The sequence below is a fragment of the Bacillus sp. JJ1773 genome, from assembly GCF_036962035.1.
Lineage (GTDB): Bacteria > Bacillota > Bacilli > Bacillales > Cytobacillaceae > Cytobacillus.
In genome coordinates this window covers 14,081-36,893 of the sequence record NZ_JBALNX010000095.1, presented here as the reverse complement: position 1 = coordinate 36,893, position 22,813 = coordinate 14,081, and the positions used below count along the sequence as shown (strand labels likewise).

The 22,813-nt window shown below is 38.2% G+C and carries 20 protein-coding genes and 1 pseudogene; 17 read left to right on the top strand and 4 right to left on the bottom strand.

The features are described from left to right. The first annotated feature begins 658 nt into the window (after positions 1–658). The 13 genes and pseudogenes from V7127_RS22605 to V7127_RS22545 all read left to right on the top strand — a co-directional run bounded on the left by V7127_RS22605 (position 659) and on the right by V7127_RS22545 (position 15,514). Positions 659–2,944 (top strand): FIMAH domain-containing protein, encoded by a 2,286-nt coding sequence (locus V7127_RS22605; RefSeq protein WP_335489915.1) that lies wholly within the window; start codon positions 659–661, stop codon positions 2,942–2,944. Positions 2,945–3,234: 290 nt separating this feature from the next. Beyond that, positions 3,235–4,137 carry a peptidylprolyl isomerase gene (locus tag V7127_RS22600; RefSeq protein WP_335489912.1) on the top strand — a complete coding sequence of 301 codons (903 nt, stop codon included), beginning with the start codon at positions 3,235–3,237 and terminating at the stop codon, positions 4,135–4,137. A 1,147-nt stretch (positions 4,138–5,284) separates the two neighbouring features. Then, positions 5,285–7,576 carry an FIMAH domain-containing protein gene (locus V7127_RS22595; RefSeq protein ID WP_335489909.1) on the top strand — a complete coding sequence of 764 codons (2,292 nt, stop codon included), beginning with the start codon at positions 5,285–5,287 and terminating at the stop codon, positions 7,574–7,576. Between the two features lie 363 nt (positions 7,577–7,939). Further along, positions 7,940–8,080, top strand: a complete 141-nt coding sequence (locus V7127_RS22590; protein WP_335489906.1) for a hypothetical protein — start codon at positions 7,940–7,942, stop codon at positions 8,078–8,080. Continuing rightward, positions 8,055–8,133 (top strand): annotated as a pseudogene (locus tag V7127_RS25965) (peptidylprolyl isomerase); the annotation flags it as partial. The gene V7127_RS22590 and the pseudogene V7127_RS25965, both read left to right, overlap by 26 nt. 1,206 nt (positions 8,134–9,339) lie before the next feature. Further along, on the top strand, positions 9,340–10,305 hold the full coding sequence (locus V7127_RS22580; RefSeq protein WP_335489900.1) for a tRNA dihydrouridine synthase: 966 nt from the start codon (positions 9,340–9,342) through the stop codon (positions 10,303–10,305). Between the two features lie 244 nt (positions 10,306–10,549). After that, positions 10,550–10,897, top strand: a complete 348-nt coding sequence (locus V7127_RS22575; protein ID WP_335489918.1) for a VOC family protein — start codon at positions 10,550–10,552, stop codon at positions 10,895–10,897. Between the two features lie 73 nt (positions 10,898–10,970). Next, positions 10,971–11,750, top strand: coding sequence for a PhzF family phenazine biosynthesis protein (locus V7127_RS22570; protein WP_335489897.1), 780 nt, complete (start codon positions 10,971–10,973; stop codon positions 11,748–11,750). Positions 11,751–12,003: 253 nt separating this feature from the next. Further along, positions 12,004–12,339: a DUF6054 family protein gene (locus V7127_RS22565; RefSeq protein ID WP_335489894.1), complete on the top strand. Its 336-nt coding sequence runs from the start codon at positions 12,004–12,006 to the stop codon at positions 12,337–12,339. 433 nt (positions 12,340–12,772) lie between these two features. Further along, positions 12,773–13,714 carry an AraC family transcriptional regulator gene (locus V7127_RS22560; RefSeq protein ID WP_335489891.1) on the top strand — a complete coding sequence of 314 codons (942 nt, stop codon included), beginning with the start codon at positions 12,773–12,775 and terminating at the stop codon, positions 13,712–13,714. Positions 13,715–13,728: 14 nt separating this feature from the next. Beyond that, positions 13,729–14,127, top strand: a complete 399-nt coding sequence (locus V7127_RS22555) for a DUF1761 domain-containing protein (RefSeq protein WP_335347421.1) — start codon at positions 13,729–13,731, stop codon at positions 14,125–14,127. 161 nt (positions 14,128–14,288) lie between these two features. Then, complete coding sequence (locus tag V7127_RS22550; RefSeq protein ID WP_335489888.1) at positions 14,289–15,065, top strand: SRPBCC domain-containing protein; 777 nt, start codon at positions 14,289–14,291, stop codon at positions 15,063–15,065. Between the two features lie 14 nt (positions 15,066–15,079). After that, positions 15,080–15,514: an SRPBCC family protein gene (locus V7127_RS22545; protein WP_335489883.1), complete on the top strand. Its 435-nt coding sequence runs from the start codon at positions 15,080–15,082 to the stop codon at positions 15,512–15,514. On the opposite strand, the gene V7127_RS22540 is transcribed toward V7127_RS22545, so the two are convergent. Next, positions 15,395–15,697: a transposase gene (locus tag V7127_RS22540; RefSeq protein WP_335489880.1), complete on the bottom strand. Its 303-nt coding sequence runs from the start codon at positions 15,695–15,697 to the stop codon at positions 15,395–15,397. The two genes, V7127_RS22545 and V7127_RS22540, sit on opposite strands and share 120 nt — an antisense overlap. A gap of 166 nt (positions 15,698–15,863) precedes the next feature. On the opposite strand from V7127_RS22540, the gene V7127_RS22535 reads away from it, so the two are divergent. Next, complete coding sequence (locus tag V7127_RS22535; RefSeq protein ID WP_335489877.1) at positions 15,864–16,490, top strand: GyrI-like domain-containing protein; 627 nt, start codon at positions 15,864–15,866, stop codon at positions 16,488–16,490. Positions 16,491–16,823: 333 nt separating this feature from the next. Here the strand turns inward: V7127_RS22535 and V7127_RS22530 are convergent, their stop codons facing one another. The 3 genes from V7127_RS22530 to V7127_RS22520 are packed head-to-tail and all read right to left on the bottom strand — an operon-like array spanning position 16,824 to position 18,680. Continuing rightward, a complete protein-coding gene (locus V7127_RS22530) occupies positions 16,824–17,186 on the bottom strand; it encodes an anti sigma factor C-terminal domain-containing protein (RefSeq protein WP_335489874.1) in 363 nt (120 codons plus the stop codon). A 24-nt stretch (positions 17,187–17,210) separates the two neighbouring features. Next, complete coding sequence (locus tag V7127_RS22525; protein ID WP_335347416.1) at positions 17,211–17,513, bottom strand: hypothetical protein; 303 nt, start codon at positions 17,511–17,513, stop codon at positions 17,211–17,213. Positions 17,514–17,567: 54 nt separating this feature from the next. Then, complete coding sequence (locus V7127_RS22520) at positions 17,568–18,680, bottom strand: DctP family TRAP transporter solute-binding subunit (RefSeq protein WP_335353515.1); 1,113 nt, start codon at positions 18,678–18,680, stop codon at positions 17,568–17,570. Positions 18,681–18,772: 92 nt separating this feature from the next. On the opposite strand from V7127_RS22520, the gene V7127_RS22515 reads away from it, so the two are divergent. From V7127_RS22515 to dctP, 3 genes are all read left to right on the top strand, one after another. Further along, positions 18,773–20,368 (top strand): sensor histidine kinase, encoded by a 1,596-nt coding sequence (locus tag V7127_RS22515; protein ID WP_335489870.1) that lies wholly within the window; start codon positions 18,773–18,775, stop codon positions 20,366–20,368. Next, positions 20,365–21,048 carry a response regulator gene (locus V7127_RS22510; RefSeq protein WP_335489867.1) on the top strand — a complete coding sequence of 228 codons (684 nt, stop codon included), beginning with the start codon at positions 20,365–20,367 and terminating at the stop codon, positions 21,046–21,048. The genes V7127_RS22515 and V7127_RS22510 overlap by 4 nt, the downstream gene beginning before the upstream one ends. A gap of 117 nt (positions 21,049–21,165) precedes the next feature. Further along, entirely contained in the window at positions 21,166–22,437 is a 1,272-nt protein-coding gene (gene dctP, locus V7127_RS22505; protein ID WP_335344312.1) for a C4-dicarboxylate transporter DctP, read from the top strand. Positions 22,438–22,813 lie beyond the last annotated feature (376 nt).

Genomic DNA, 22,813 nt, shown 5'->3' with positions numbered 1-22,813 from the left:
ATTCTATAGAGAATAGCTAGTATTAAGTCAACTTCTATTGTCAAATGATCACTACAAGCATTAATACCATGTTTATTGTAATTTCCACAAATATATCCTCGACAGTTCCTTTTAAATTGCATCACACGCCCTCAAGATATCTTTACAAAACAGGTCAAAATCCATGAACAATTGACAAATACTTTGAAAGGTAACCGTTATATACGTCGATTCCTAACTATTAAACAAGTTGCATGAAGGGTGTTGTCGATTAAAAAGTTTTTTAAAATGACAAAAATAGTCAAAATATTCACAAAATAATGCTTAGAATTATCACCAAGGTTTAAAAGAATCTATTAAATATTTTATAGAGAAATCATCATATTTACGCGCTTAGTAAACTTCCGATGGAAGATTCTTTTTTGCAATTGCCAAGCTAACAAAATAGTAGATTTCATGAAGGGGTTGGCATTTTTTGCATGTGTTGTCCGATTTATGGCTATATGGTTTATGGCTTTGAGGGGGGGGATAAACCCAGGTAAGGCATTAAGCTGTGAAAGGGGGCGTTAATGGGGCTAATAACGATAAAGAAATGATGACATAGCGTAATCATCAAGGGGAGTTTGAAAACAAAAACCTACATAAAGTAGGGAATGTTCCAAGAGGGAGGAGAATCACTTTGAAGCTTAGAGGTAAGATTGCTGCATTAACGACCACTATATTGCTTGCGATGTCTTCAACAGCCACTTTTGCTGCGGAACCAGGGCTGGATACAATGCCCGGCCCAGTGGATCCCCAGTCATGGGTGAACCCGGAGAATATGACGTGGAATGATTATAATCAGGTCCCGGGTATTGACTGGAATACAACGAATATTAAGCCGGAAACCGAACTTAGAGGGGCCTTGATTTTGGTTGACTTTCCGGATCAGGATTTTATCCTGACCAAACCCAAGGGTTCAGAGCTCGTCGGTAATCCGCAAGTCAACGCTGTTCCTCGTGAACAACTTGGGGAATGGTGGAAGAATTTCTTGAATGTCCCAAGTGCACTCAACAACTATCAGACAATCGATGGTTTTTGGAAAGAGAACTCTTATGGAAAATGGGGCGTATCACTTGATTCTTATGGTCCGTACCGTTTGGATAAAAACGAATTTCAGTATGGGCTTGAGAACAGTCATAATACTGGTTTCCTGCCATCGAATTATCAAAGAGGAAACCTTTTCACAGATGGCGTAAATGCAGCTACAGATGACATAACCGCCTCTGGAAAGGAATATGACTTTGCGTTTATCGTTCATGCTGGCTATGATGAATCAACTGTATGGCAGGAACTCGGCGAAATGATGTTTTTGAATCAAGACTCGGTGACTGATGAATTTGGGCCGCCGAAGGATATGCCTGGATTTGAAAATATGCCAAACTGGGCAAAAACTCGTTACGTACCATGGTCTTCCTGGTACGCAGCCAAAGCTATTTGGTCCGCCGCATCTAGTGCAAGGATCAATGGCAAAACAATTCGTGTTTCTATTCAAGGCGAAAGTGATGGCATGGGCACATTCGCTCACGAATTTGGCCATCTCCGCGGTCTTGGCGATAACTACAATAATGCGGCTCTTGACCCTAGAACCTATTCGGGTTATTGGGAAACGATGAGCCGTGGATCATTCAATGGCCCCGGTGGGACGCACACTCGCTGGATGATTCCATCTACCCTTGGTGCTTCTTTATCGGCACCACATATGCTTCGTAATAAGATGAAACAGGGATTTGTATCCGATGATGAAGTCCTGCAACTAAACCGTGATGACTTAAAAGAATCTGGACCGGTGTTTGCGGATATTGTCGCGCGTCAAGCACCAATTGGCAGTCAATTCGGCCGAACCGGACTCCACGGCATCAACATCAGCATGGACGATTTAACACCAACCAATTACCTTGCCGGTGACTGGCGTAACGATATAATAGGCAATAGATTGTTCAATAACTACACCCTTGAAGTGGTAGACCGTTTTGGTGCGGATTCCTTTGCTGCCGACTCCGGTGTATTGATTGCCAAAACGAAAAATGCGGAGACTTCCCCGTTCATTTGGGTAGTTGATTCACATCCCGAAGATATCAATCTGAAGGACTTTACAAGACCTGACGGTACAACAGCAATGGTTGGCAAAGGTGACCCTCGTCAAGCTCTTGATGCTTTATTCAAAGCTGGGAATGGGGCAAGTTTGGTCTCCGGCCAATTCGATGGTTCTATTGGCAAAGACACTGTTGTCAGTGAGTACATCGATCCATACAATAAACTTCATTTCTACATTTTAGGGCAACACAAAGACAATGACGGCGTACTTCGTTATCAGGTTGCTGTCCGTAACACGGAGGGCTCAGGTGCCTTTAAGCGCGGAGTAAATGTAAGCGCTGGCACTGTACAACCTGCCGTACAGGACAAAGTGGCAGTCTATCATTTTAATGTTACTAATACTGGCGATGCAAAGGATCTTATTCGCATCAACGCTTCTGCAGGTGATGATTGGACAGTTCAACTTGATCACAACGTACTGGCTGTGGAACCCGGAGCAACTGTCGATGTACCGGTATACGTGAAAATTCCGAAGGGCAAGGAAGCTCCAGCAAACCTTACCTTTACGGCTACTTCAGAGACAGACTCTAATCAAAGCGTTACCGAGACCAATCTTATGACAGGTAATCTAAGCGCAACCGGTCTAAGTTCTGTTATTGATAGCTTTGCCAACGAGGGAGCCTTCAAAGCAGGTGCAGCGCAAGCATTGAAGGCACATTTGAATTCCGTCGATCAATTTGAAAAGAAAGGATCTGCGGATAAGGTTGTCAAACACATTAATGATTTTAAAGGATTCCTGGATCTTAAAAAAGATGCGAATCAAATCTCCGTAAAAGCGTATAACAGTTTGAAAGCGTATGCCGATGCAATGATTGAGATCTGGCAATAGGTTAGATTCACTTTTCAGAATATACCTCCTGTGCCGGGGATGACCTGGTACGGGAGGTAACAAACTCAAAAACTTATAAAACGTGAAGGTGGGAAATTAATAAATAGACTTCTTCATCAAATTTGAACTCGGGTAAGGTTTCGTTGTTACATATCCATTTTCTCGATTTTCGTGAGTTTATGATACTCATAGGAAACAAAAACAATAGAATGGTTGGGACAGGTAAAGCCAAGTCAGATTCGTCAGCGGCAATGACTTTGGGAAGCAGTCAAAAGTAGGAGTGAAGATAATTGAAGAAAACGATCACAGTTTTAGCCATTTTATCATTGTTATTTTTACTTAGTGCCTGTTCGGCTCGAACCTCTGGCGAAGGGAGCAAGGTACTTGTTAAAACGGGCTATGGAAATATCACAAAAGATGATTTATATAAAGAAGTGATGAGTTCCGAGCGGGGAAAAGAATTGATTCAGAAGTTGGTCTATATGCAAATTTTGGAAGGTAAATATGAGGTGTCTGATAAAGAGGTGAATCAACGGCTGGACGATATAAAGGAACAGGCCGGTGATAATGATGGATTTAACATGTTCCTACAAAAACAGGGCTTTAAAAACGAAAAAGAATTAAAGGATTATATTAAACAATCCATTTATTTCTTTAAAGCAACAACAGACGGGGTGACGGTATCAGATAAACAAATAACAGATTACTATGAACAAAATAAAGACCAATACACGGAGGTGAGAACCAGCCATATTCTCGTGGATGAGGAGTCAACTGCTAAAGAAATTGAACAGGAACTAATGAAAGGAACCGACTTTGCCGAATTGGCAAAAACAAAATCGACGGATAAGATGTCTGGAGCAGAAGGCGGGGATTTGGGCTATCTTTCCGGGCGAAGCCAGGAAATGGATCCGACATTTCTTGCTGCGGCTATGAAATTGAAAAAAGATGAAGTGAGCGAACCGGTCAAGACAATGTTTGGTTATCACATCATTAAGGTAACAGATATAAAGGTGACGCCATTAAGCAAGGTGAAAGATCAAATCAAACAAGCGCTTATGGGAAAAGAGGCAAAACATGTACAGGAGATATTAAACAATTTGAATAAAGAAATTGAGATTAAAGAAGATGCATTAAAAGATGCATTTAAGGATGTGGAACCGCAACAACCAAAGCTTCCCCCTCAAAGTTAAAATATTCGGTCATTGCTGATTGGTTAGTATGGCCGGATAGTCATATGATGGAATTTGAGCCAATGATTTAAGGGTTTCAGGCGTCGATGAACTGTAGATCATTGTGCTCATTCCAGCCATAAGTAGTTGGTATGATTATCACCGAGCTTTACAACAATTACATAATTAAAAAACCTCACCCAAGCATGATGCTTGAAGATAGTAAAATACTATTCAATCGATTTTTTCTTAGGTAAAAATGTAAGGCTCTTCGCCAATTACCGTAATTTTGCAGAAAAACCCTATGTCTTATTTTCTAAAAGATTAAAAACCGGACAAAGGAATGGGTTCAGTTGCGAAGAGATACATCACTTCCTCCTAATTTTGGATAATCAACACGCGTAATATTATGTCTTTAATCCTCCAACTCCGCATTTTAAGACAATCATTTTTGGATATCCCCTGATTGTCATTTGTATCTGAAGTATTACCTTTGTTCCAAATGATAGAACATTTTACATTCGGTATCCATCTACTACTCCAACCATTCCATAACAGGCCAATATCCGAGGGTATAAAATGTCAGACCCTACATGGGCTTGATCATTAAAGGGATCGGTAAGTTTTTTTATACCAAATATATTCCAACAAAGCAGGTCAAAATCCATGAACAATTGACAAATACTTTGAAAGGTAACTGGTAAATACGTCGATTCCCAATTATTAAACAAGTTATATGTAGGGTTTTGGCAATTAAAAGTTTTTTATAACGCCAGTAGATGGCAAGATTTTCACTATGCATTGCTTAGAATTAAAACCAAGGTTTAAAAGAATCTATCAAATATTTTATAAAGACATCATCATACTTATGCGACTGGCAAAATTCCAATAGATTCTTTTATTTGCAAATTGCCAAGCTTACCAAAATAGTAGATTCCATGAAGGTGTTGGCATTTTTTGTAGGAATTGTCCGATTAATGACCATATGGTCAATGGCTTGAGGGGGGTGATAAACCCAGGTAATGAATTAAGCTGTGAAAGGTAAGGAGGCGATAAAGGGGCTAATAACGATAAAGAAATGACGATATAACGTAATGATCAAGGGGAATTCGAAAATAAAAAACCTACATAAAAAGTGGGTTATTATCCAATAGGGAGGCAAATTACTTTGAAGTTGAGAATTAAGATTGCCGCATTATCAACCACGATATTACTTGCGATGTCATCAACATCCGCTTTTGCAGCGGACCCTGGGCTGGATAAAATGCCCGAACATGTGGATCCCCAGTCTTGGGTTCTTACCGATTATCTGACATGGAATGACTATAATCCGATCCCGGGAATAGACTGGAAAGCCCCAGACATCAAAGCGGAGAGGGAATTGAGAGGGGCATTGATTCTAGTAGATTTCCCTGATCTGGGGTTTATCCTTAGCGATCCCGAAGGTTCTGATCCAGCTGGTAATCCAAGGGGCATCGGATCAATTCCCCGTGAGGACGTTCCGGAGTTTTTTAAGGATTTTCTCACCAAGCCAAGTGCCCTAAATAACTACCAAACGATGGATAGTTTTTGGAAGGAGAACTCCTATGGAAAATGGGGCGTAACCCTTGATGCTTATGGTCCCTACCGGTTGGATAAAAATGAATTTCAGTATGGGCTTGAGAGCAGTCATAATACTGGTGCATTGCCAAGTAACTATACAAGAGGAAACCTTTTTCAGGATGGTATAAATGCGGCCACAGACGACATAAATGCATCTGGAAATGAATATGACTTTGCGTTCATTGTTCATTCGGGTTATGCCGAATCAGCCGTATGGCAGGAATTCGGTGAAATGATGTTCCTTAATCCAGAGTCGGTGCCTGATGAATTTGGACCTCCGGATTTACCTGGATTTGAAAACCTGCCAAACTGGACAAAAACTCGTTATGTACCATGGACTTCCTATTTTGCGGCCAAAGCAATATGGTCTTCCGCATCAAGTGCAAGGATCAACGGTAAAACGATTCGTGTTTCTATTCAAGGCGAAAGTAATGGTTTGGCTACATTTGCCCACGAATTCGGTCATCTTCAATCTCTTGGTGATAATTACAACAACCCATTCGGGGTCCCTCCAGTCCGGTCATATGCTGGAAATTGGGAATTAATGGCCAGCGGAAGCTTCAATGGACCGGGTGGCCCGCATACGCGCTATTTTATTCCTGCCACCCAGGGTGGATCCTTACCGGCTCCACATACGCTGCGAAATAAGATGAAACAAGGATTTCTATCCGATGATGAAGTCCTTGAGCTAAACCGTGATGAATTAAAAGAATCTGGGCCGGTGTTTGCAGATATTATCGCACGCGAAGTGCCGATTGGCGATAATTTCGGCCGGTCCGGACTCCACGGTATCAACATCAGCATGAACGATTTAACACCAACTAATTACCTTGCCGGTGACTGGCGTAACGATATAATAAGCAATAGATTGTACAATAACTACACCCTTGAAGTGGTGGATCGTGTCGGTGCAGACTCCTTCCAATCCGATGCCGGCGTATTGATTTCCAAAACGAAAAATGCAGAAACTGCCCCGAGTGTCTGGATTATTGATTCCCACCCGGAAGATATTAATCTGCCTGACTTCATAAGACCTGATGGCACAACATCTATGCTTTCCTTAGGGGATGAGCGACAGCTTGCCGACGCTTTATTTAAAGCCGGGAGTGGGGCAACTTTGGTCAAGGGCCAATTCGATGGTTCCATTGACAAAGATACTGTTGTCAGTGAGTACGTCGATCCGTACAATAAACTCCATATCTACATTTTAGGGAAACACAAAGACAATGACGGCGTACTTCGTTATCAGGTTGCTGTCCGTAACACGGAGGGCTCAGGTGCCTTTAAACGCGGAGTAAATGTAAGCGCTGACACTGTACAACCTGCCGTACAGGACAAAGTGGCAGTCTATCATTTTAATGTTACTAATACCGGCGATGCAAAGGATCTTATTCGCATCAACGCTTCTGCAGGTGATGATTGGACAGTTCAACTTGATCACAACGTACTTGCTGTGGAACCCGGAGCAACTGTCGATGTAGCGGTATACGTGAAAATTCCTAAGGGCAAGGAAGCTCCAGCAAACCTTACCTTTACGGCTACTTCAGAGACAGACTCTAATCAAAGCGTTACCGAGACCAATCTTATGACAGGTAACCTAAGCGCAACCGGTCTAAGTTCTGTTATTGATAGCTTTGCTAACGAGGGAGCCTTCAAAGCAGGTGCAGCGCAAGCATTGAAGGCACATTTGAATTCCGTCGATCAATTTGAAAAGAAAGAATCTGCGGATAAGGTTGTCAAACACATTAATGATTTTAAAGAATTCCTGGATCTTAAAAAAGATGCGAATCAAATCTCCGCAAAAGCGTATAACAGTTTGAAAGCGTATGCTGATGCAATGATTGAGATCTGGCAATAGGTTAGATTCACTGTTCAGAATATACCTCCTGTGCCGGGGATGACCTGTTACGGGGAGTAACGAGCTCAAAAACTTTTAAAACGTGAAGATGGGAAATCAATGAATAGACTTCTCTATCAAACTTGAACTAGGGTAAGGTTTCATTGTTCATATCCATTTTCTCGATTTTGTGAGTTTATGATACTCATAGGAAACAAAAACAATAAAATGGCCGGGACAGTAGGCGAACTGTCCCGCCTCATTTAAGCAGGAAAACCCAATTGGTATTATTGGTTGATTTATTCTTTCCCTGTATTGTTACGTTTTTAAAATATCCATAAAAATATCGAAGGCATTTTAAAGCTTATTCAGCTTTTTATTTAGATGGTAAATCAAGTCAAATCCGTCAGCGGTAATGACTTTGGGAAGTTGCCAAAAGTAGGAGTGAAGATAATGAAGAAAATGATCCCAGTTTTAGCCATTTTATCATTGTCTTGCAGCGGCTATGAAATTGAAAAAAGGTGAAGTGAGCGAGCCGGTCAAGACAGTATTTGGTTATCACATCATTAAGGTAACAGATAGAAAGGAGACACCATTAAGCGAGGTGAAAGATCAAATCAAACAAGCGCTTATGGGAAAAGACGCAAAACCGATACAGGAGATATTAAACAATTTGAATAAAGAAATTGAGATAAAAGAAGATGCATTTAAGGATGCATTTAAGGATGTAGAACCAAAACAACCAAATATGTCCCCTCAAAGTTAAATGTTCAGCCATAAGTAGTTATTGTGATTATCGTTGACCTTTACACCAATTACATAGTTATCTATGCTAATAAAGATTGTGATGAGTCTTAATTCGACGTTCGAATTGCCTTTCAAAATTGGTACCCTTAGGTCATTGAGAAATATTAAAGCAACCAAAACGATTGGGCTCGGGTGATGCAAGTTCCGGGGCCTTTTTATTTTGCTTGCCTAGCAACCCGTTAATTACTAGATGGGGAGAGTCAAATCCGAGTAAGTGTTCGGTGGCTTTCTGGCGACTGATGGAAAATGGCCTAATAGGACTTGATATCCTATTGGATGGAATTTTACTATTGATTTAGTTGCAAAAGGTAGGATGCGAATAAATAAAAAAATATGACTCACCAGCACCTCATGTGTTGAACATACATTTTGCACACGTGGAGTGAGTTTCACAACTCATTTTAAAGAAGAAAGGCAACTAACCCTCTGGGGCGTTGTCTTTTTACGTTTCCTGTAACGGATGTACAAAGATGTATTGAATATGGACAATGGACAGTACCATCGTGGTTGCAAGTGGTATTCTCAACTAGAAAAGTAAGAAAAAAGGCGTTAATTCTTAAGATTAGGACATCTTTTAGTTTTGCTTAATGTTAATAGCATGGTTCTCGTTGTCACATTAAAATTTCTTTTATGAAGTAGTTTATAATGAGACCCGGTAAAGGAGACAAATTATTGTTAAAGTGAAATAACACCTAAAACGGTTGTTTCTACATATTTAGGTAAGGAAGTAAGGGCATTTCAAACAATAAGCAGTAGAAACCAGGATTATATACTTAACCTCTGTCCCAAGCTATCGCATCTTACTGATTTTCTTAGCACTTTTCATGTTGAACTTAAGGTTTATAATGTTTAAAATTTTCTATAGTTTGATAAAAAGTGCTTAAGCATGGTATATGTTTTAAAAGAAGCAGGCACATTCTTGCAATGTAAATTTGAGACGAGAGTTTAACTCTTATAAGAGAGGTTTGAGTTTATATATGATAGATAATTTTTGGAGTGAATTACCAAGACCGTTTTTTGTACTTGCACCAATGGAAGATGTGACCGATGTTGTTTTTCGCCATGTGGTGAGTAAAGCAGCCAGACCTGATGTGTTTTTTACAGAGTTTACAAACTCGGAGAGTTATTGTCACCCAGATGGGAAGCAAAGTGTGCGTGGGCGTTTGACTTTTACAGAAGATGAACAACCTATTGTGGCTCATATATGGGGGGATAGACCTGAAAACTTTCGGAAAATGAGTATCGGTATGGCTGAACTAGGATTTCGGGGTATTGATATCAATATGGGCTGTCCTGTACCTAATGTGACATCGAATGGGAAGGGAGCCGGTCTGATTCTTCGTCCGGAAGTTGCAGCAGATTTAATACAAGTAGCAAAAGCAGGAGGACTGCCTGTAAGTGTGAAGACAAGGCTAGGTTACACGGATGTGGAGGAGTGGCAGGCGTGGCTAACGCATATATTGAAACAGGACATCGCCAATCTTTCTATTCATCTGCGTACAAGAAAGGAAATGAGCCAAGTCGATGCTCATTGGGAGCTGATTCCGGAGATAAAGAAACTTCGTGACGCGATTGCACCGGATACGCTGCTAACAATCAATGGAGACATTCCTGACCGACAAACTGGGCTACAGCTCGCTGAACAATATGGTATTGATGGAGTTATGATCGGGCGAGGTATTTTTAAAAATCCTTTTGCTTTTGAAAAAGAGCCAAAAGAGCATAGCAGTAAAGAATACCTTGATCTTTTAAGACTGCAGCTTGATCTTCAAGATCAATATGCGGAAGTACTGCCACGTTCAATCTCAGGGCTTCATCGCTTTTTCAAAATTTATGTCAAAGGATTCCGTGGAGCAGGTGAATTAAGAAATCAATTGATGAATACGAAATCAACAGATGAAGTGCGTGCATTCCTTGATAACTTTGTGCTAGAGAATGATTAATAATATCTAAGGTAAACTCTACCACATACATCACAATTCAAGTCATTTGGAAAATGTCGCAGAGTTTGAGTTGAAAAATAAATAAGGTGAAAAAAGAAGTCTAGCAATAGACTTCTTTTTTATGGTGAAATAACAATAATGACTGTTTACCTATCTGTATAAAGAAGGAATTTGTTTTTATTTCTTGAATTCCTTATTTAATGGAAAAATAAAAGAAATTAGAGATGGGAGCGAGTTTATTATGATGATAAAAGGTATCGGAGGAATATTTTGGAGGACTAAAAATCTAGATGCCATAAAAAAATGGTACAGTGAAGTGTTGAAGATTGAAATTGATAATTGGAATGGGACCATTATTAAACCCCATTCAGAAAATAAAACGATCTTTTCTTTCTTTACTGAAGATGACCCTTACTTCCCAACAGAACAGCAAGTGATGTTAAATTTCCAAGTTTATAATCTAAACGAGACTATTGAGCATCTAGAACAAATTGGTGTACCTCTTGTAAAGGAGCAAGAGATTAGTGAATTTGGTAAGTTTATTTGGATTAAAGATCCTGAAGGCAGACTGGTTGAGCTATGGGAGAAATAACGGGTTGTCATTATTCATATTTTGTTGAGTACATGGGTGCTTAGTTTAAGTGAACAACAAGGAGATTAAGAAAATGAGAATCCCGATATATCAGGTTGATGCTTTTACAAAAGTACAATTTAAAGGAAACCCAGCGGCAGTATGTCCATTAAACGAATGGATAGAAGATGATTTAATGCAAAAGATTGCTGCAGAAAATAATTTATCTGAAACCGCATTTTTTGTAAAAAAAGATGATGAATATGAGTTAAGATGGTTCACTCCAAAAGGGGAAATAGACTTATGTGGACACGCAACATTAGCGTCTGCTTATGTAATATGCACTTATTTAGATGAAAATTTAAAGAATGTAAAGTTTCATACAAAAAGTGGACTTTTAGAAGTATCGAAGGATGGCGGTCTATTTACATTGAGTTTTCCTTCTAGAGAAGGAGAAAAATGTGATACTCCAGAGGAACTTATTAAAGGTTTAGGTAAAGAACCTAAAGAGGTCTATAAGGCAAGAGACTATCTGGCGGTATTTGATTCAGAACAAGATATTTTAGATCTTGAATTAAATATGGATGAACTAAAAAAACTAGATGGTTTTGGTGTAATAGTGACAGCTAAAGGGAAAGAAGTAGATTTCGTATCAAGATTTTTTGCACCAAAGGCAGGAATAGATGAAGACCCCGTTACTGGTTCTGCTCATTGTACGTTAGTTCCGTATTGGAAGAATAAATTGAATAAAGATGAATTTGTCGCATTGCAATTATCAGAAAGAGGCGGAAAGCTATATTGTACTGATTTAGGTGAAACGGTAAAAATGTCTGGAGAAGTTGTATCTTATTTAGAAGGATATATAAATGTTTAGGGAAATTTGTTTAACAAATTAAAAACTTTTTGACGGGTGCTATTCTTCAAGAAAGAGAATAGCATTTCTTATTGTAGGGGGGAGGTTTATTCAATAATAAATCACATCAGGGATCTGCATTTACCGTGAGTTTACTGTAAAATATTGTTAGAAAAGTTAATTTTCAATAAAATAAATCCATACAGGAAACCGAGGATAATGAACAATCGTATTATATAGCGAGAAAATTATTATGGGGGAGGATGGGGTAATCTTGGCAAAGTATGAAAAGACAATTATTGGTCAATTTGAGAAAGTGGTTAATCAGTTGCAAAACGATATTGGTAATAGCGGAATAAGTATGAGATTAGTTGATGAAAGCAACTACACTATTGGAGATACTAAAATAGCAGTTCGGGTTTATGATAAATATTTTATGAGAAATGGAAACAGAGCAAGTTTGAGTCTTACTGTAGTAGGTTATAACAGTAATATTTTTATTTCAGCAATTGGTGCTGGCGGGGGACAAGGTGTTTTTTTAAACTTTAGTCTTGGTGCCGAAGATGATATGGTGGCAATAGTACAGGAAAGTATAGAACAAATGGAATAATACTTAATTTTATTTCTAATCGCAGTTTCCTCATAATAAGAAGTATATTTTAATTCGAACCCTACTTAATTTTGTATCCCAAGATTGTGAATAACAAAAAAGTTTGGTTCATACCCCTGAATTAAGCTTTTTTATTTCTATACGAGAATTCCAATTGATTTTTCAATTTCCTTCAACAAAGTATATTAATACTTAAATGATGACAGCCAAGATATGTTTTTTAACCTCCTTCATATCCAATTTTTGTTTATACTGTGTTTGAACAACTTCTAATAATTCAGCTCTAATGGCTTCTGCTTCATTTCGATCTCATATTCCTTGTGGTACGTAAATAGAAAACTTTCGATAAAACGAAATCGAAAGAGTGATAATATTAGTATAGGAAAAATGTAATATAACGGATTGAAAGTGAATCAATTAAGGAGATATGGATATGGTAGTGAAAGAACAGCAAAAACAGATCAATAGAGTTCTTGAATATATAGATGAACATCTAAACGAATCACTTCCTCTTGAAAAGTTAGCTAAAGCCTCAACCTATTCGGTTTATCATTTTCAGCGTACATTTAAAGCCATTACGGGTGAGACACCTGCCGGTTATATTAAAAGACTACGGCTTGAGAATGCTGCCCATTTTTTAATTTATGAGCAGCAAATTCCTATTACTCAAATTGCATTCATGTGTGGATTTTCGTCACTGTCTTACTTTACTTATTCATTTAATGAGTATTTTAAGACGAGTCCTAAGAAATGGCGTGAAGGAGCCTATATGGAACGGTTTCCAAGGGAGTACCAGGATAGCAAGAAATCTAAACTTTTTAGCAATAATATGAAAGATAAAAATCAAAGCAACACATATAATGAGTTTAAATGGTTGGACTTGACCAAAGTAAAAATAATTGAAATGCCAGTTTGCGCAACTGTAAATAGACAAAGTGTTGGCCCTTATACACGCGGGATTCCTGGTGTTTGGGAGGACCTTTATCATTGGTCAAAGTCTAGAGATTTACTAAAACACAATACGTTTCTATTTGGAGTTCCTAGAAATAACCCATATATCACCCCACCTGAAAAAAGCCGATATGATTGCCGTATTGCAATATATGAAGAGGATCTTTCAAAAGTAGATGATGGACTTACTTATCTATTTAAGGGTGGTAAACATGTCGTCTATGAATTTGATGAGCCAGTAATGTATAGTGAGAGAAGCAAATTAATAGAGTGTTATTCGGAGTTATACAGTTTTTGGCTGCCGAAAAGTGGATACAGATATTTGGGAAATCCAATCGAATTGGTCGAACTCGAGCCAATAGAAGGATCGCTTTCAATCGAATGCAAAATTAAGGCGATTTGTTTAGCAATAGAACCGAAATAGGAGGAAATCATTTAATGTTTATTGATTTTGGAAGCCTTCAGTACCTGCCCATAATCGTGGGAGGAATTGTTTATATGGTTTACGGAGGAATTTATTACTCTGTCGTTTTATCAAATAAAAACAAGAATCAAAGTATTCTTGGAAATCAAAGCGCCGGTCCATTTAAATATATCTACTCTATCATCCTTGCATTTATTAATTCATTCTTAGTAGGTGTACTCATTCAATCAGTCGGATCCGATCATTTTCTAGCAGGAGTAGGAATCGGTTTCATCATAGGCTTAATGATTTCATTGGTTTATTTGAAAAATACGTTATTTGGTTTAATGTCTAAGAAGTCATTTCTGGTTGCAATAGGAGACCATTTAATCATATTCACACTGCTTGGTACGATTCACGGATTTTTCATGTAAGAGTTCAATAATTAAGATGAAGAGGACAAACTAAGATTTGTTCTCTTTTTTTATCTTTGTAGCGTTGACTGGTGTTAATCGAAATGTTACCATAAGGTCACATGATTAACACGTGACCTTTTAGTCACGTGTTAATAAATTTTAATGAAAGGATCGATTGGATGGACGAAGAACTCTCAACCGTTTTTAAAGCATTAGGACATCCGATCCGAAGGAGAATTCTCGATATTCTTAAGGTTTCACCGAAAACAACTGGAGAACTAGACGACTATTTTCCGGAAGTAACCAGGTATGCCATTATGAAGCATTTAAAGATTCTAGAGGATGGGAATTTGGTGGTAGTACGGCGTGAAGGAAAGTATAAAAGGAATTTCCTTAATGCCATACCTCTTCAAGAAATGCATAACCGCTGGGTAGGTAAATATATGCAAACTACTGCCAGTTCGTTGTTAAACTTACGGGCGGCAGTACAAGAAAAAGGAGGAAATGATACGATGGAAACAAAGAAGGATTTTCGAATTGAACAGGAGTTATTCCTGGAAGCATCACGCGAAGAGGTTTTCAAAGCTTTAACTGAAACGGTGGAAAACTGGTGGGAATTTCGTCTAGCTCCAAAAGGAGTAACATCCCACTTTACATTTGATCCCGTCCCTGGCGGACAATTTATTGAAAAATGGGGTGAAACTGAAGGAGCAATCTGGGGGAATGTCTATTATGTAAATGCTCCTGCAGAAATTCGCTTGCATGGCCATCTTGGCATGCAAGGAGCGGTAAACAGTGCCTATACGTATCGTCTTCTTGAAAAAGAAGGAGGAACGTTGCTTCAACTATCCCATGCAGCCTCTGGTGTAATACAAGAGCATTGGGAAGAGGAGCACTCCAAAGGCTGGAAGTATTTACTTGGAACTTTACTTAAAAATTACGTAGAAAAGAAATAAAGTAGGAGGCCAAGATGGTAGACGTACTAACGGAGATTACAATAAATTGTCCTATTTCAAAGGTATCAGAATATGCAACAAACCCTGATCACGCTCCAGAATGGTATGTCAATATACATTCTGTAGAATGGAAAACACCAAAACCACTGACATTAGGCTCACAAATTGCTTTTAAAGCGACCTTTCTTGGCAGGGAACTTGCATATGTGTATGAAATTGTTGAATTTATTCCTATGAAAAAATTTGTGATGAGGACAGCGAATGGTCCATTTCCAATGGAGACTATCTATACATGGCAAGCAATAGATGAAAATCATACTCGGATGACTTTAAGAAATAAAGGTAACCCAAAAGGATTCAATAAGATTATGTCCCTTTTCATGACCACTATGATGAGGAGAGCAAACATGAAGGATTTGAAAAAAATCAAAGCCATCCTTGAAAAGTAATTTGTTCGGTAAAAATTTATTGATGTATATTAAAATTGGCATATGAATTCTAGATGTAACCGCTCTTGTACTTTTTCTTTTACCTGCACTCTCATGATTTTCTAGAGATAAGCCCGCCCAAGATGCTAAATGTTTTGATGAGGGAAACTGATGCATATTGGCACCTATTGCCGCTATAATCACCGATGCAGTCTCTTTGTTATACCTAGCTCGTCATTTACAGTTGAACCTTCTTTTTGTATTTTTCTAATAATAGGTTAATCTGATTATCGATATCTGAAATGAGACTTTCAATGAAAGTGCTATACATTCATGTTGTTTTAATAATTATATTGCGGGAGTTTTCTAAATGAAATATGAATGGAGAAAAAACGAGAAAGATTTATATATGCCTAAGCAAAAACCTGAATTGGTCACAGTTCCAAAGCAAAACTTTCTTATGATAAAGGGAAAAGGGGATCCCAATAAAGAGGATTTTTCCGAAAGAATAGGAGTTCTTTATTCATTGGCTTACGCTATTCGAATGATGCCGAAACAAGGATATACTCCAGATGGCTATTTCGAATATACCGTTTACCCTTTAGAAGGGATATGGGATTTAACAGAGAAAGGAAGAAAAATAGAAACTTTAGATAAAAATGAATTGCTATATACGATTATGATCAGACAACCAGACTTTGTAACGGAAGAAGTTGTAGAGAGAGCGATGGAAAGGGTAAGGAAAAAGAAACCACATCCGTTGCTAAAAGAGGTGACATTCGATTCAATTGAAGACGGTCTGTCTGTACAAATGCTCCATTTAGGCTCATATGATGAAGAACCACAAACTTTTGAGAGAATGAATGAGTTTTTAACCACCAATCAATTTGAAAGAGCCTGTTTAACACATCGAGAAATTTATTTATCTGATTTTAGAAGGGTAGAACCGGAAAAATTAAGAACAGTTCTCAGATATAAGGTAAGGCTAAGGAAATGAATAGGTACCATAATCCTAAATTCCGTAAAAATTACTAAAAAATTTTGGTTTCAAGGTGTTTTACATTAAATTCAATTGATTTTTTATTCCCTCAGACAATTGTTTCGAGGGATTTTTAATTGGGGTATAATGTGTTTTACTTAAAGTTTAGGATTTTGCGTGTTTTTGGCAGTATTAGAAAATGAGCCTATATATACAAGAAATGCATAGAAACTTGCATATTTAAGGCTCTTTAATTGTATTCCTTGTTGTGTTAAAGCTACCCATTACTTCAATAAGGAAAGGCATTACCGTTTTGTAGTAATGCCCTATACTGAGCCACTAGTGTATTCACTAAAAATTATCAATGACTCCTCCTAGTGAAGCAGCTTTGATGCTAGGCTCTTTGATTATTTCTAATATTTCATCCTTCGTCCCATAAGCAACTACCCCTAATATTTCTACATCGTCTATTTTAATATCTTTCATAGTGTTGTAAGCTTTCTTGTGTTCGCTGAAAGTACTCATTTTCAGTAACTTTAGGAACGCATCATATTCATATGCCAAATCTGTCGTTGAAGTATAAGAGTTTCTTATAGAGAAGTCTAATGCTTCATTCTCCCTAATAAACGTTGCAGACCAATCATATTCCATAGCCTCTTGTTGAAATGTGTTTAATTGGCTATTGCTATAAGTGTTTACCCAAAACCAAGTCATTTCGGGAAGCTCATTAAAAGGTAATTAACTTAGTTTGTATGGCTGATCAAAGGAGAGTGCTACCTCATATATTTTTTCCCCTTGCATACTATTAATCAGTTCTTCATCATTTTTATATTTTTTATAAGCAACCTTTGGATGAAGAAACAGCATTTCTCTCCAACCATTTTCTTTATAGGCAAATTGCCAATCCTCTCCTGTGACTCCTATGCTGCCACCTGAACCTCTTGAAATTAGAACAGATGGATTTAGTCCGAATGGATATTGTTTTTGTTCAATAACGAGCGATTTAATTTTCATGTCCTTTGAAATTTTATAATGGCTCATTCCTCCTAAAAACCTCTGGAATTCACGGGTTCATTGATATAGCCATTCGGAGTGCTAAGTCGGACATAGGCATCCCATTACTCCAGCGCTGGGCAAGGCGCTGGAGCTTCTCCCATCGAATTTATTTTTTATTTTTTGCAAGCGTTCCATCATGCTTTCTCCGATGATTGGCGAGAAATGCTGATCCACTTTTTTGAGTTTATTTCTCCACTCCGTTTCATCCGCTGGAGTTAACTCGTAAATTTGCATACTAGTATTCTCTTTTAATTGTTGAAGATTCGATTCATTCATGTCAATCGAATATTGCCAATTCCAATCTGTCGCTTCGACCATTGCTTCCCGAATGATGTCTTGAATCTCGCTCGGCAAACCATTCCAAAATTCTCGATTCATCAAGACAGCATAGCCTAAATAAGCATGGTTTGTAATCGTCATGTATTTTTGAACATGATAATATTTTTTAGAATATATATTCGAGATCGTATTTTCTTCTCCATCAATCGTTCCTTTTTCTAAATTATGATACGTTTGGTCGAAAGGGATTGGGCGGGAAGCGGCTTCGAGAACTTCATATTGCTTTTCGATCACTTTGCTAGGCATGATACGGAAAACTTGGCCCTTTACATCTGTTGGATGAATGATTGTCCCTTTCACTGTTGTCATTTGTTTAAAGCCGTTATACCAAAATGCTAAACCTTCAATATTTTGTTTTTTTAAGTCGGCAAATAAAGCTTCGCCAATCTCTCCTTCATACGCTTCTTTAACCGCTTCATTTGAGGAGAAGGCATAAGGCAAATCTAATACGAGCCATTCAGGAGAGAGCGTTCCTAATTTAGATGTTGACGGAGCAATCATCTGTACTTGTCCAGATTGAAGGGCATTCAGCTCACCTTCGTCAGAAAAGAGCTCGGCATTTGGAAAGACAACAACTTTGACTCTATTATTTGATTTCTTTTGAACAAGGTCAGCAAACCGCCCTGCTGCAAGCCCCTTTGGTGTATTTTCTGACACAACATGACTAAAACGAATGATTATTTGCTCCTTCATTCCCGTCTGCTCATCATCAAAGGGAACTTCTTTCATGAAGTGAAGACCGCTAGATCCGAAAAGGTAAGCTGCACTAAATCCTGCTATAATAAAAATAAATATTCCGAACAGCTTCTTCATCTATACACCTCGAATGTTTTCTATTATTCTAATTAAATAATAAAACGACTAATTGTACAACATTGTATGTCTTGAATAAAGGGGGGAAGCACATGTCGCTTAAGCGGCTGCCGATTCGTTCCAAAATTACATTATTATCATTCAGCATCGTCTTTTTTTCATTATTGCTCGGCGGCCTTATTTTAATAGGAAATATTGTGGAGCTTGAGGAAGAAGAGTATGGAAAAAGAGCGATGATTACGGCAAAAACCGTCGCTCAGCTTCCAGATGTCATTCGCCATGTTACGGAACCAAATGGATGGATTGAAATGGATCCTACTATTGAAAAAATCCGCAATATTAATAATGCGGATTATGTGACCGTCTTAAATATGGAAAGGATTCGTTACTCACATCCTGTAAAGGACATGTTAGGAACAGTTTCAAAAGGAGAAGATGCTGGTCCTGCTTTTGCAGAGCATTCCTATCTTTCAAAAGCTAAAGGTGAAGTAGGAATGGCTGTACGTGCCTTTGCTCCAATAAAAAATGACCAATTAGAGCAAGTAGGGGTCGTTGTTGTTGGGAATGTATTACCGACGATGTTTGAAACATTACTATCACTAAAAAATGAGATTCTATTCATTATGTTTTTGACCCTTCTGCTTGGCGTAATAGGTTCATTTTTCCTTGCCAAACATATTAAACAGCAAATGTTTCAGCTTGAGCCTTATGAAATCGCTCGTCTTCTTGAAGAGCGTACAGCAACGTTTCATGCGATGCATGAGGGAGTCATCGCAATTGATAAGCATGAAATGATCACGATCTTTAATGATAAGGCAAAAAAAATGATGAATGTCCACGGGGATGTTATTGGGAAAAGCATTTGGGATGTGATCCCGGACACGAGGCTGCCAGAAATCCTTGAACTAGATAAACCAGTATTTAATCAGGAAGTCCAAGTCCGAGGGAACGTGATTATGAGCAATCGTGTCCCGATTAAAGTGAATAAGCAGTTAGTTGGGGCGGTCGCTATTTTTCAAGATCGTACAGAGACGACGAAAATGGCGGAGGAATTGACTGGGGTAAAGGAATTTGTAGAAGCGTTAAGAGTACAAGCCCATGAGCATTCTAATAAGCTTCATACGATTGCAGGATTAATTCAACTAGGAAATAATGAACAGGCACTAAAGTATATCTTTCAATTAGATGAGGAACAAGGGAGTTTCGCGAGATTTTTAAATGAGAATATTCTTGATGATAATCTTGCTGGTTTATTGCTTGGGAAAGTAAGCCGCGGAAAAGAATTAGGGATTGAAATAGTCATTGACCGGAAAAGCCATTTAAGTCGTTTTCCGAAGCATTTAGATCATCATGATTTCGTTGTCATACTCGGAAATTTAATTGAAAATGCGATTGCTGCCTTAAAAACAGCCGAACATCGAGAAAGAAGGATTGATATTAGTATTGAACAGGATGATGAATTATGTGCTATTCTTGTTGAAGATAATGGGCACGGGATTAGTGAAACAGAGATGCACCGAATATTTGAAAATGGGTTTTCTACGAAAAAAGGATTTGGTTTAGGTCTTCATCTCGTAAAACAGATTGTGGAAAAAGGAAAAGGGGAATTAAATGTAGTTTCTCATCAAGGAGAAGGGGCGAGTTTTTTTATTAGTTTTCCAATGAATGGATTGGAGGAGGAAGAATGATTACCGTTCTAATCATTGAAGATGATCCGATGGTGCAAGAAGTGAATAAGCAATTTGTCATGAAAATAGAAGGATTTAAAGTAATCGGAGTAGCAAGCAATGGGATGGAAGGTCTCCAAAAAATAAGGGAGCATTCACCCGATCTTGTTATTCTCGATGTGTTTATGCCAGAGCAGGATGGACTCGAGACCCTTCAGCAAATTCGCAGCCAGCAAGAAAGTGTCGATGTGATTATGGTAACAGCGGCGAATGACCATGAAACAGTGAAAATGGCTCTCCAAAATGGAGCCTTTGATTATATTATTAAGCCGTTTCAATTCGATAGGATCCAGAAGGCTTTAGAAAAATATAAAATTTATCACTCAAAGGTTAAAAATGAGCTGTCGTTATCTCAGCAGCAGCTTGACGAGTTTCTGCATTCCCCCTCCACATCGAAGAAGTTAAATAATGTAAAAGATTTGCCAAAAGGACTGAATGAAGTTACATATAGGCAAATTATTGCCTATTTACATGAACAAGAATTAGCTAAATCCTCTGAGGAAGTAGCCGATGGGGTGGGCATTGCCCGCGTGACGGCTCGCCGCTATCTTGAATATTTAGTGAAGCTCGGTGAAATTAAAATTGAATTAAAATATGGCGGTGTCGGCAGGCCTGTAAATCGATATTCCATCATTAAATAAACGCTCTAGAGACCAAAAAGACCAAAATGTCCAAAATGTTCAAAACCTTCTCACATCCCTTTGAAAACGTTATCATGAAAAAAACAAGATTGATACGTTTGAGAAGGAGGAGAAAAAATGAAGAAGGTCTTTAAAAACTTAACAGTTCAAGTAGTTATTGCCATCATCTTAGGTGTGATTGTCGGCTTAGTTTGGCCGGAAGTCGGAAAATCAGTGAAGCCATTGGGAGATACCTTTATTAAAGGGGTTAAAATGGTTATTGCCCCAATTATTTTTCTAACTATCGTTCTCGGAATTGCAAAAATGGGCGATATGAAAAAGGTTGGAAAAGTTGGCGGGAAGGCTTTTATCTATTTTGAAATTGTCACAACGCTAGCACTCGTAATTGGTCTATTTGTCGTTAATATTATCAAGCCAGGTGCGGGACTGAATTTTGATAAGATGCAAAAAGGGGATGTCTCTCAATATACAACTGGTGACGGCGGAAAAATTGATTGGATCGACTTTATTACAAATATTGTTCCATCCAATATGTTTGATGCGTTTGCCAAAGGGGATATTCTTCAAGTTTTATTTTTCTCCATTCTTTTCGGGGTTGCATTAACAGCTCTTGGGGAAAAAGGCAAGCCGATCATTGATTTCTTTGATAAAATTTCGCATGTTTTCTTTAATATTATCGGTTATATTATGAGAGCTGCTCCGATCGGTGCTTTTGGAGCAATGGCATTTACGATTGGAAATTATGGCATTGCTTCAATGAAGCCTCTTGCTATGTTAATGTTGTCCGTTTATGCAACAATGGCATTATTTATATTTGGGGTCTTAAATATCATTTGTAAAATGTATGGATTCAGCTTATTTAAGTATTTAAAATTCATTAAAGAAGAGCTATTAATCGTTCTAGGCACGAGTTCATCTGAATCCGTTCTTCCACGAATGATGGATAAAATGGAGAAGTTCGGCTGCTCGAAGTCAGTAGTAGGACTTGTCATTCCAACAGGATATTCATTTAATCTTGATGGAACTTCTATTTATCTCTCTATGGCTGTAGTGTTTCTTGCTCAGGTTTTCCAAGTTGATTTAAGCGTCGGACAGCAAATTACGATTATTTTAATCTTAATGTTAACTTCTAAAGGGGCGGCAGCTGTTACGGGGGGCGGATTTATCGTTCTTGCTTCAACGCTAACGGCTATGCAGATCATCCCAGTTGAGGGTCTGGCCTTATTACTTGGAGTGGACCGCTTCATGAGTGAAGGTCGAGCCATCACAAACCTAATTGGAAACGGTATTGCAACAATTGCTATTGCTAAAAGCGAGAAGGAATTCGATGAAACGAAACAACAACAAGCGATTATTGAATTAAATACGAAAAACAAAGTAGCCGTTTAAATAGTTATGGAAAAAGCCCTTGAAATCTATGCAAGGGCTTTTTGTAATGTCTAGCTCCAGCGCCTACCCCCGACATACAGGACGTACTAGTGTCGACTATGCGACAGGACATGCATCAATTAATTGCCAGATACAGATTTTGAGGAATGATAAGGGGAAAATGTTGAAAATCCCCTTCGAAAAGTAGAATGTTATATAGTCCTAATACAAATTGATTTTGAAGATTAAGAAATGGATGTAAACTAGAAACTGAAGACAAGTTATAGAAAAAAACAGCAGTTCTTTTAAAAGTCTACATTTTTTCTGATGATAAAAGATGTTTTTTGGGTTTATCTTTTGTTAGTTTTAAAGAAAAATGCTTTGAATGATGCTCAGA

Excerpts from the sequence above, each read along its gene's own strand:
- V7127_RS22550 (WP_335489888.1), top strand. The coding sequence starts at position 14,289 with ATGGACGAAGAACTCTCAACCGTTTTTAAAGCATTAGGACATCCGATC.
- V7127_RS22510 (WP_335489867.1), top strand. The coding sequence starts at position 20,365 with ATGATTACCGTTCTAATCATTGAAGATGATCCGATGGTGCAAGAAGTG.
- V7127_RS22535 (WP_335489877.1), top strand. The coding sequence starts at position 15,864 with ATGAAATATGAATGGAGAAAAAACGAGAAAGATTTATATATGCCTAAG.
- V7127_RS22575 (WP_335489918.1), top strand. The coding sequence starts at position 10,550 with ATGATAAAAGGTATCGGAGGAATATTTTGGAGGACTAAAAATCTAGAT.
- V7127_RS22580 (WP_335489900.1), top strand. The coding sequence starts at position 9,340 with ATGATAGATAATTTTTGGAGTGAATTACCAAGACCGTTTTTTGTACTT.
- V7127_RS22515 (WP_335489870.1), top strand. The coding sequence starts at position 18,773 with ATGTCGCTTAAGCGGCTGCCGATTCGTTCCAAAATTACATTATTATCA.
- V7127_RS22545 (WP_335489883.1), top strand. The coding sequence starts at position 15,080 with ATGGTAGACGTACTAACGGAGATTACAATAAATTGTCCTATTTCAAAG.
- V7127_RS22525 (WP_335347416.1), bottom strand. The coding sequence starts at position 17,513 with ATGAGCCATTATAAAATTTCAAAGGACATGAAAATTAAATCGCTCGTT.
- V7127_RS22520 (WP_335353515.1), bottom strand. The coding sequence starts at position 18,680 with ATGAAGAAGCTGTTCGGAATATTTATTTTTATTATAGCAGGATTTAGT.
- dctP (WP_335344312.1), top strand. The coding sequence starts at position 21,166 with ATGAAGAAGGTCTTTAAAAACTTAACAGTTCAAGTAGTTATTGCCATC.
- V7127_RS22590 (WP_335489906.1), top strand. The coding sequence starts at position 7,940 with ATGGTAAATCAAGTCAAATCCGTCAGCGGTAATGACTTTGGGAAGTTG.
- V7127_RS22570 (WP_335489897.1), top strand. The coding sequence starts at position 10,971 with ATGAGAATCCCGATATATCAGGTTGATGCTTTTACAAAAGTACAATTT.
- V7127_RS22560 (WP_335489891.1), top strand. The coding sequence starts at position 12,773 with ATGGTAGTGAAAGAACAGCAAAAACAGATCAATAGAGTTCTTGAATAT.
- V7127_RS22555 (WP_335347421.1), top strand. The coding sequence starts at position 13,729 with ATGTTTATTGATTTTGGAAGCCTTCAGTACCTGCCCATAATCGTGGGA.
- V7127_RS22530 (WP_335489874.1), bottom strand. The coding sequence starts at position 17,186 with ATGACTTGGTTTTGGGTAAACACTTATAGCAATAGCCAATTAAACACA.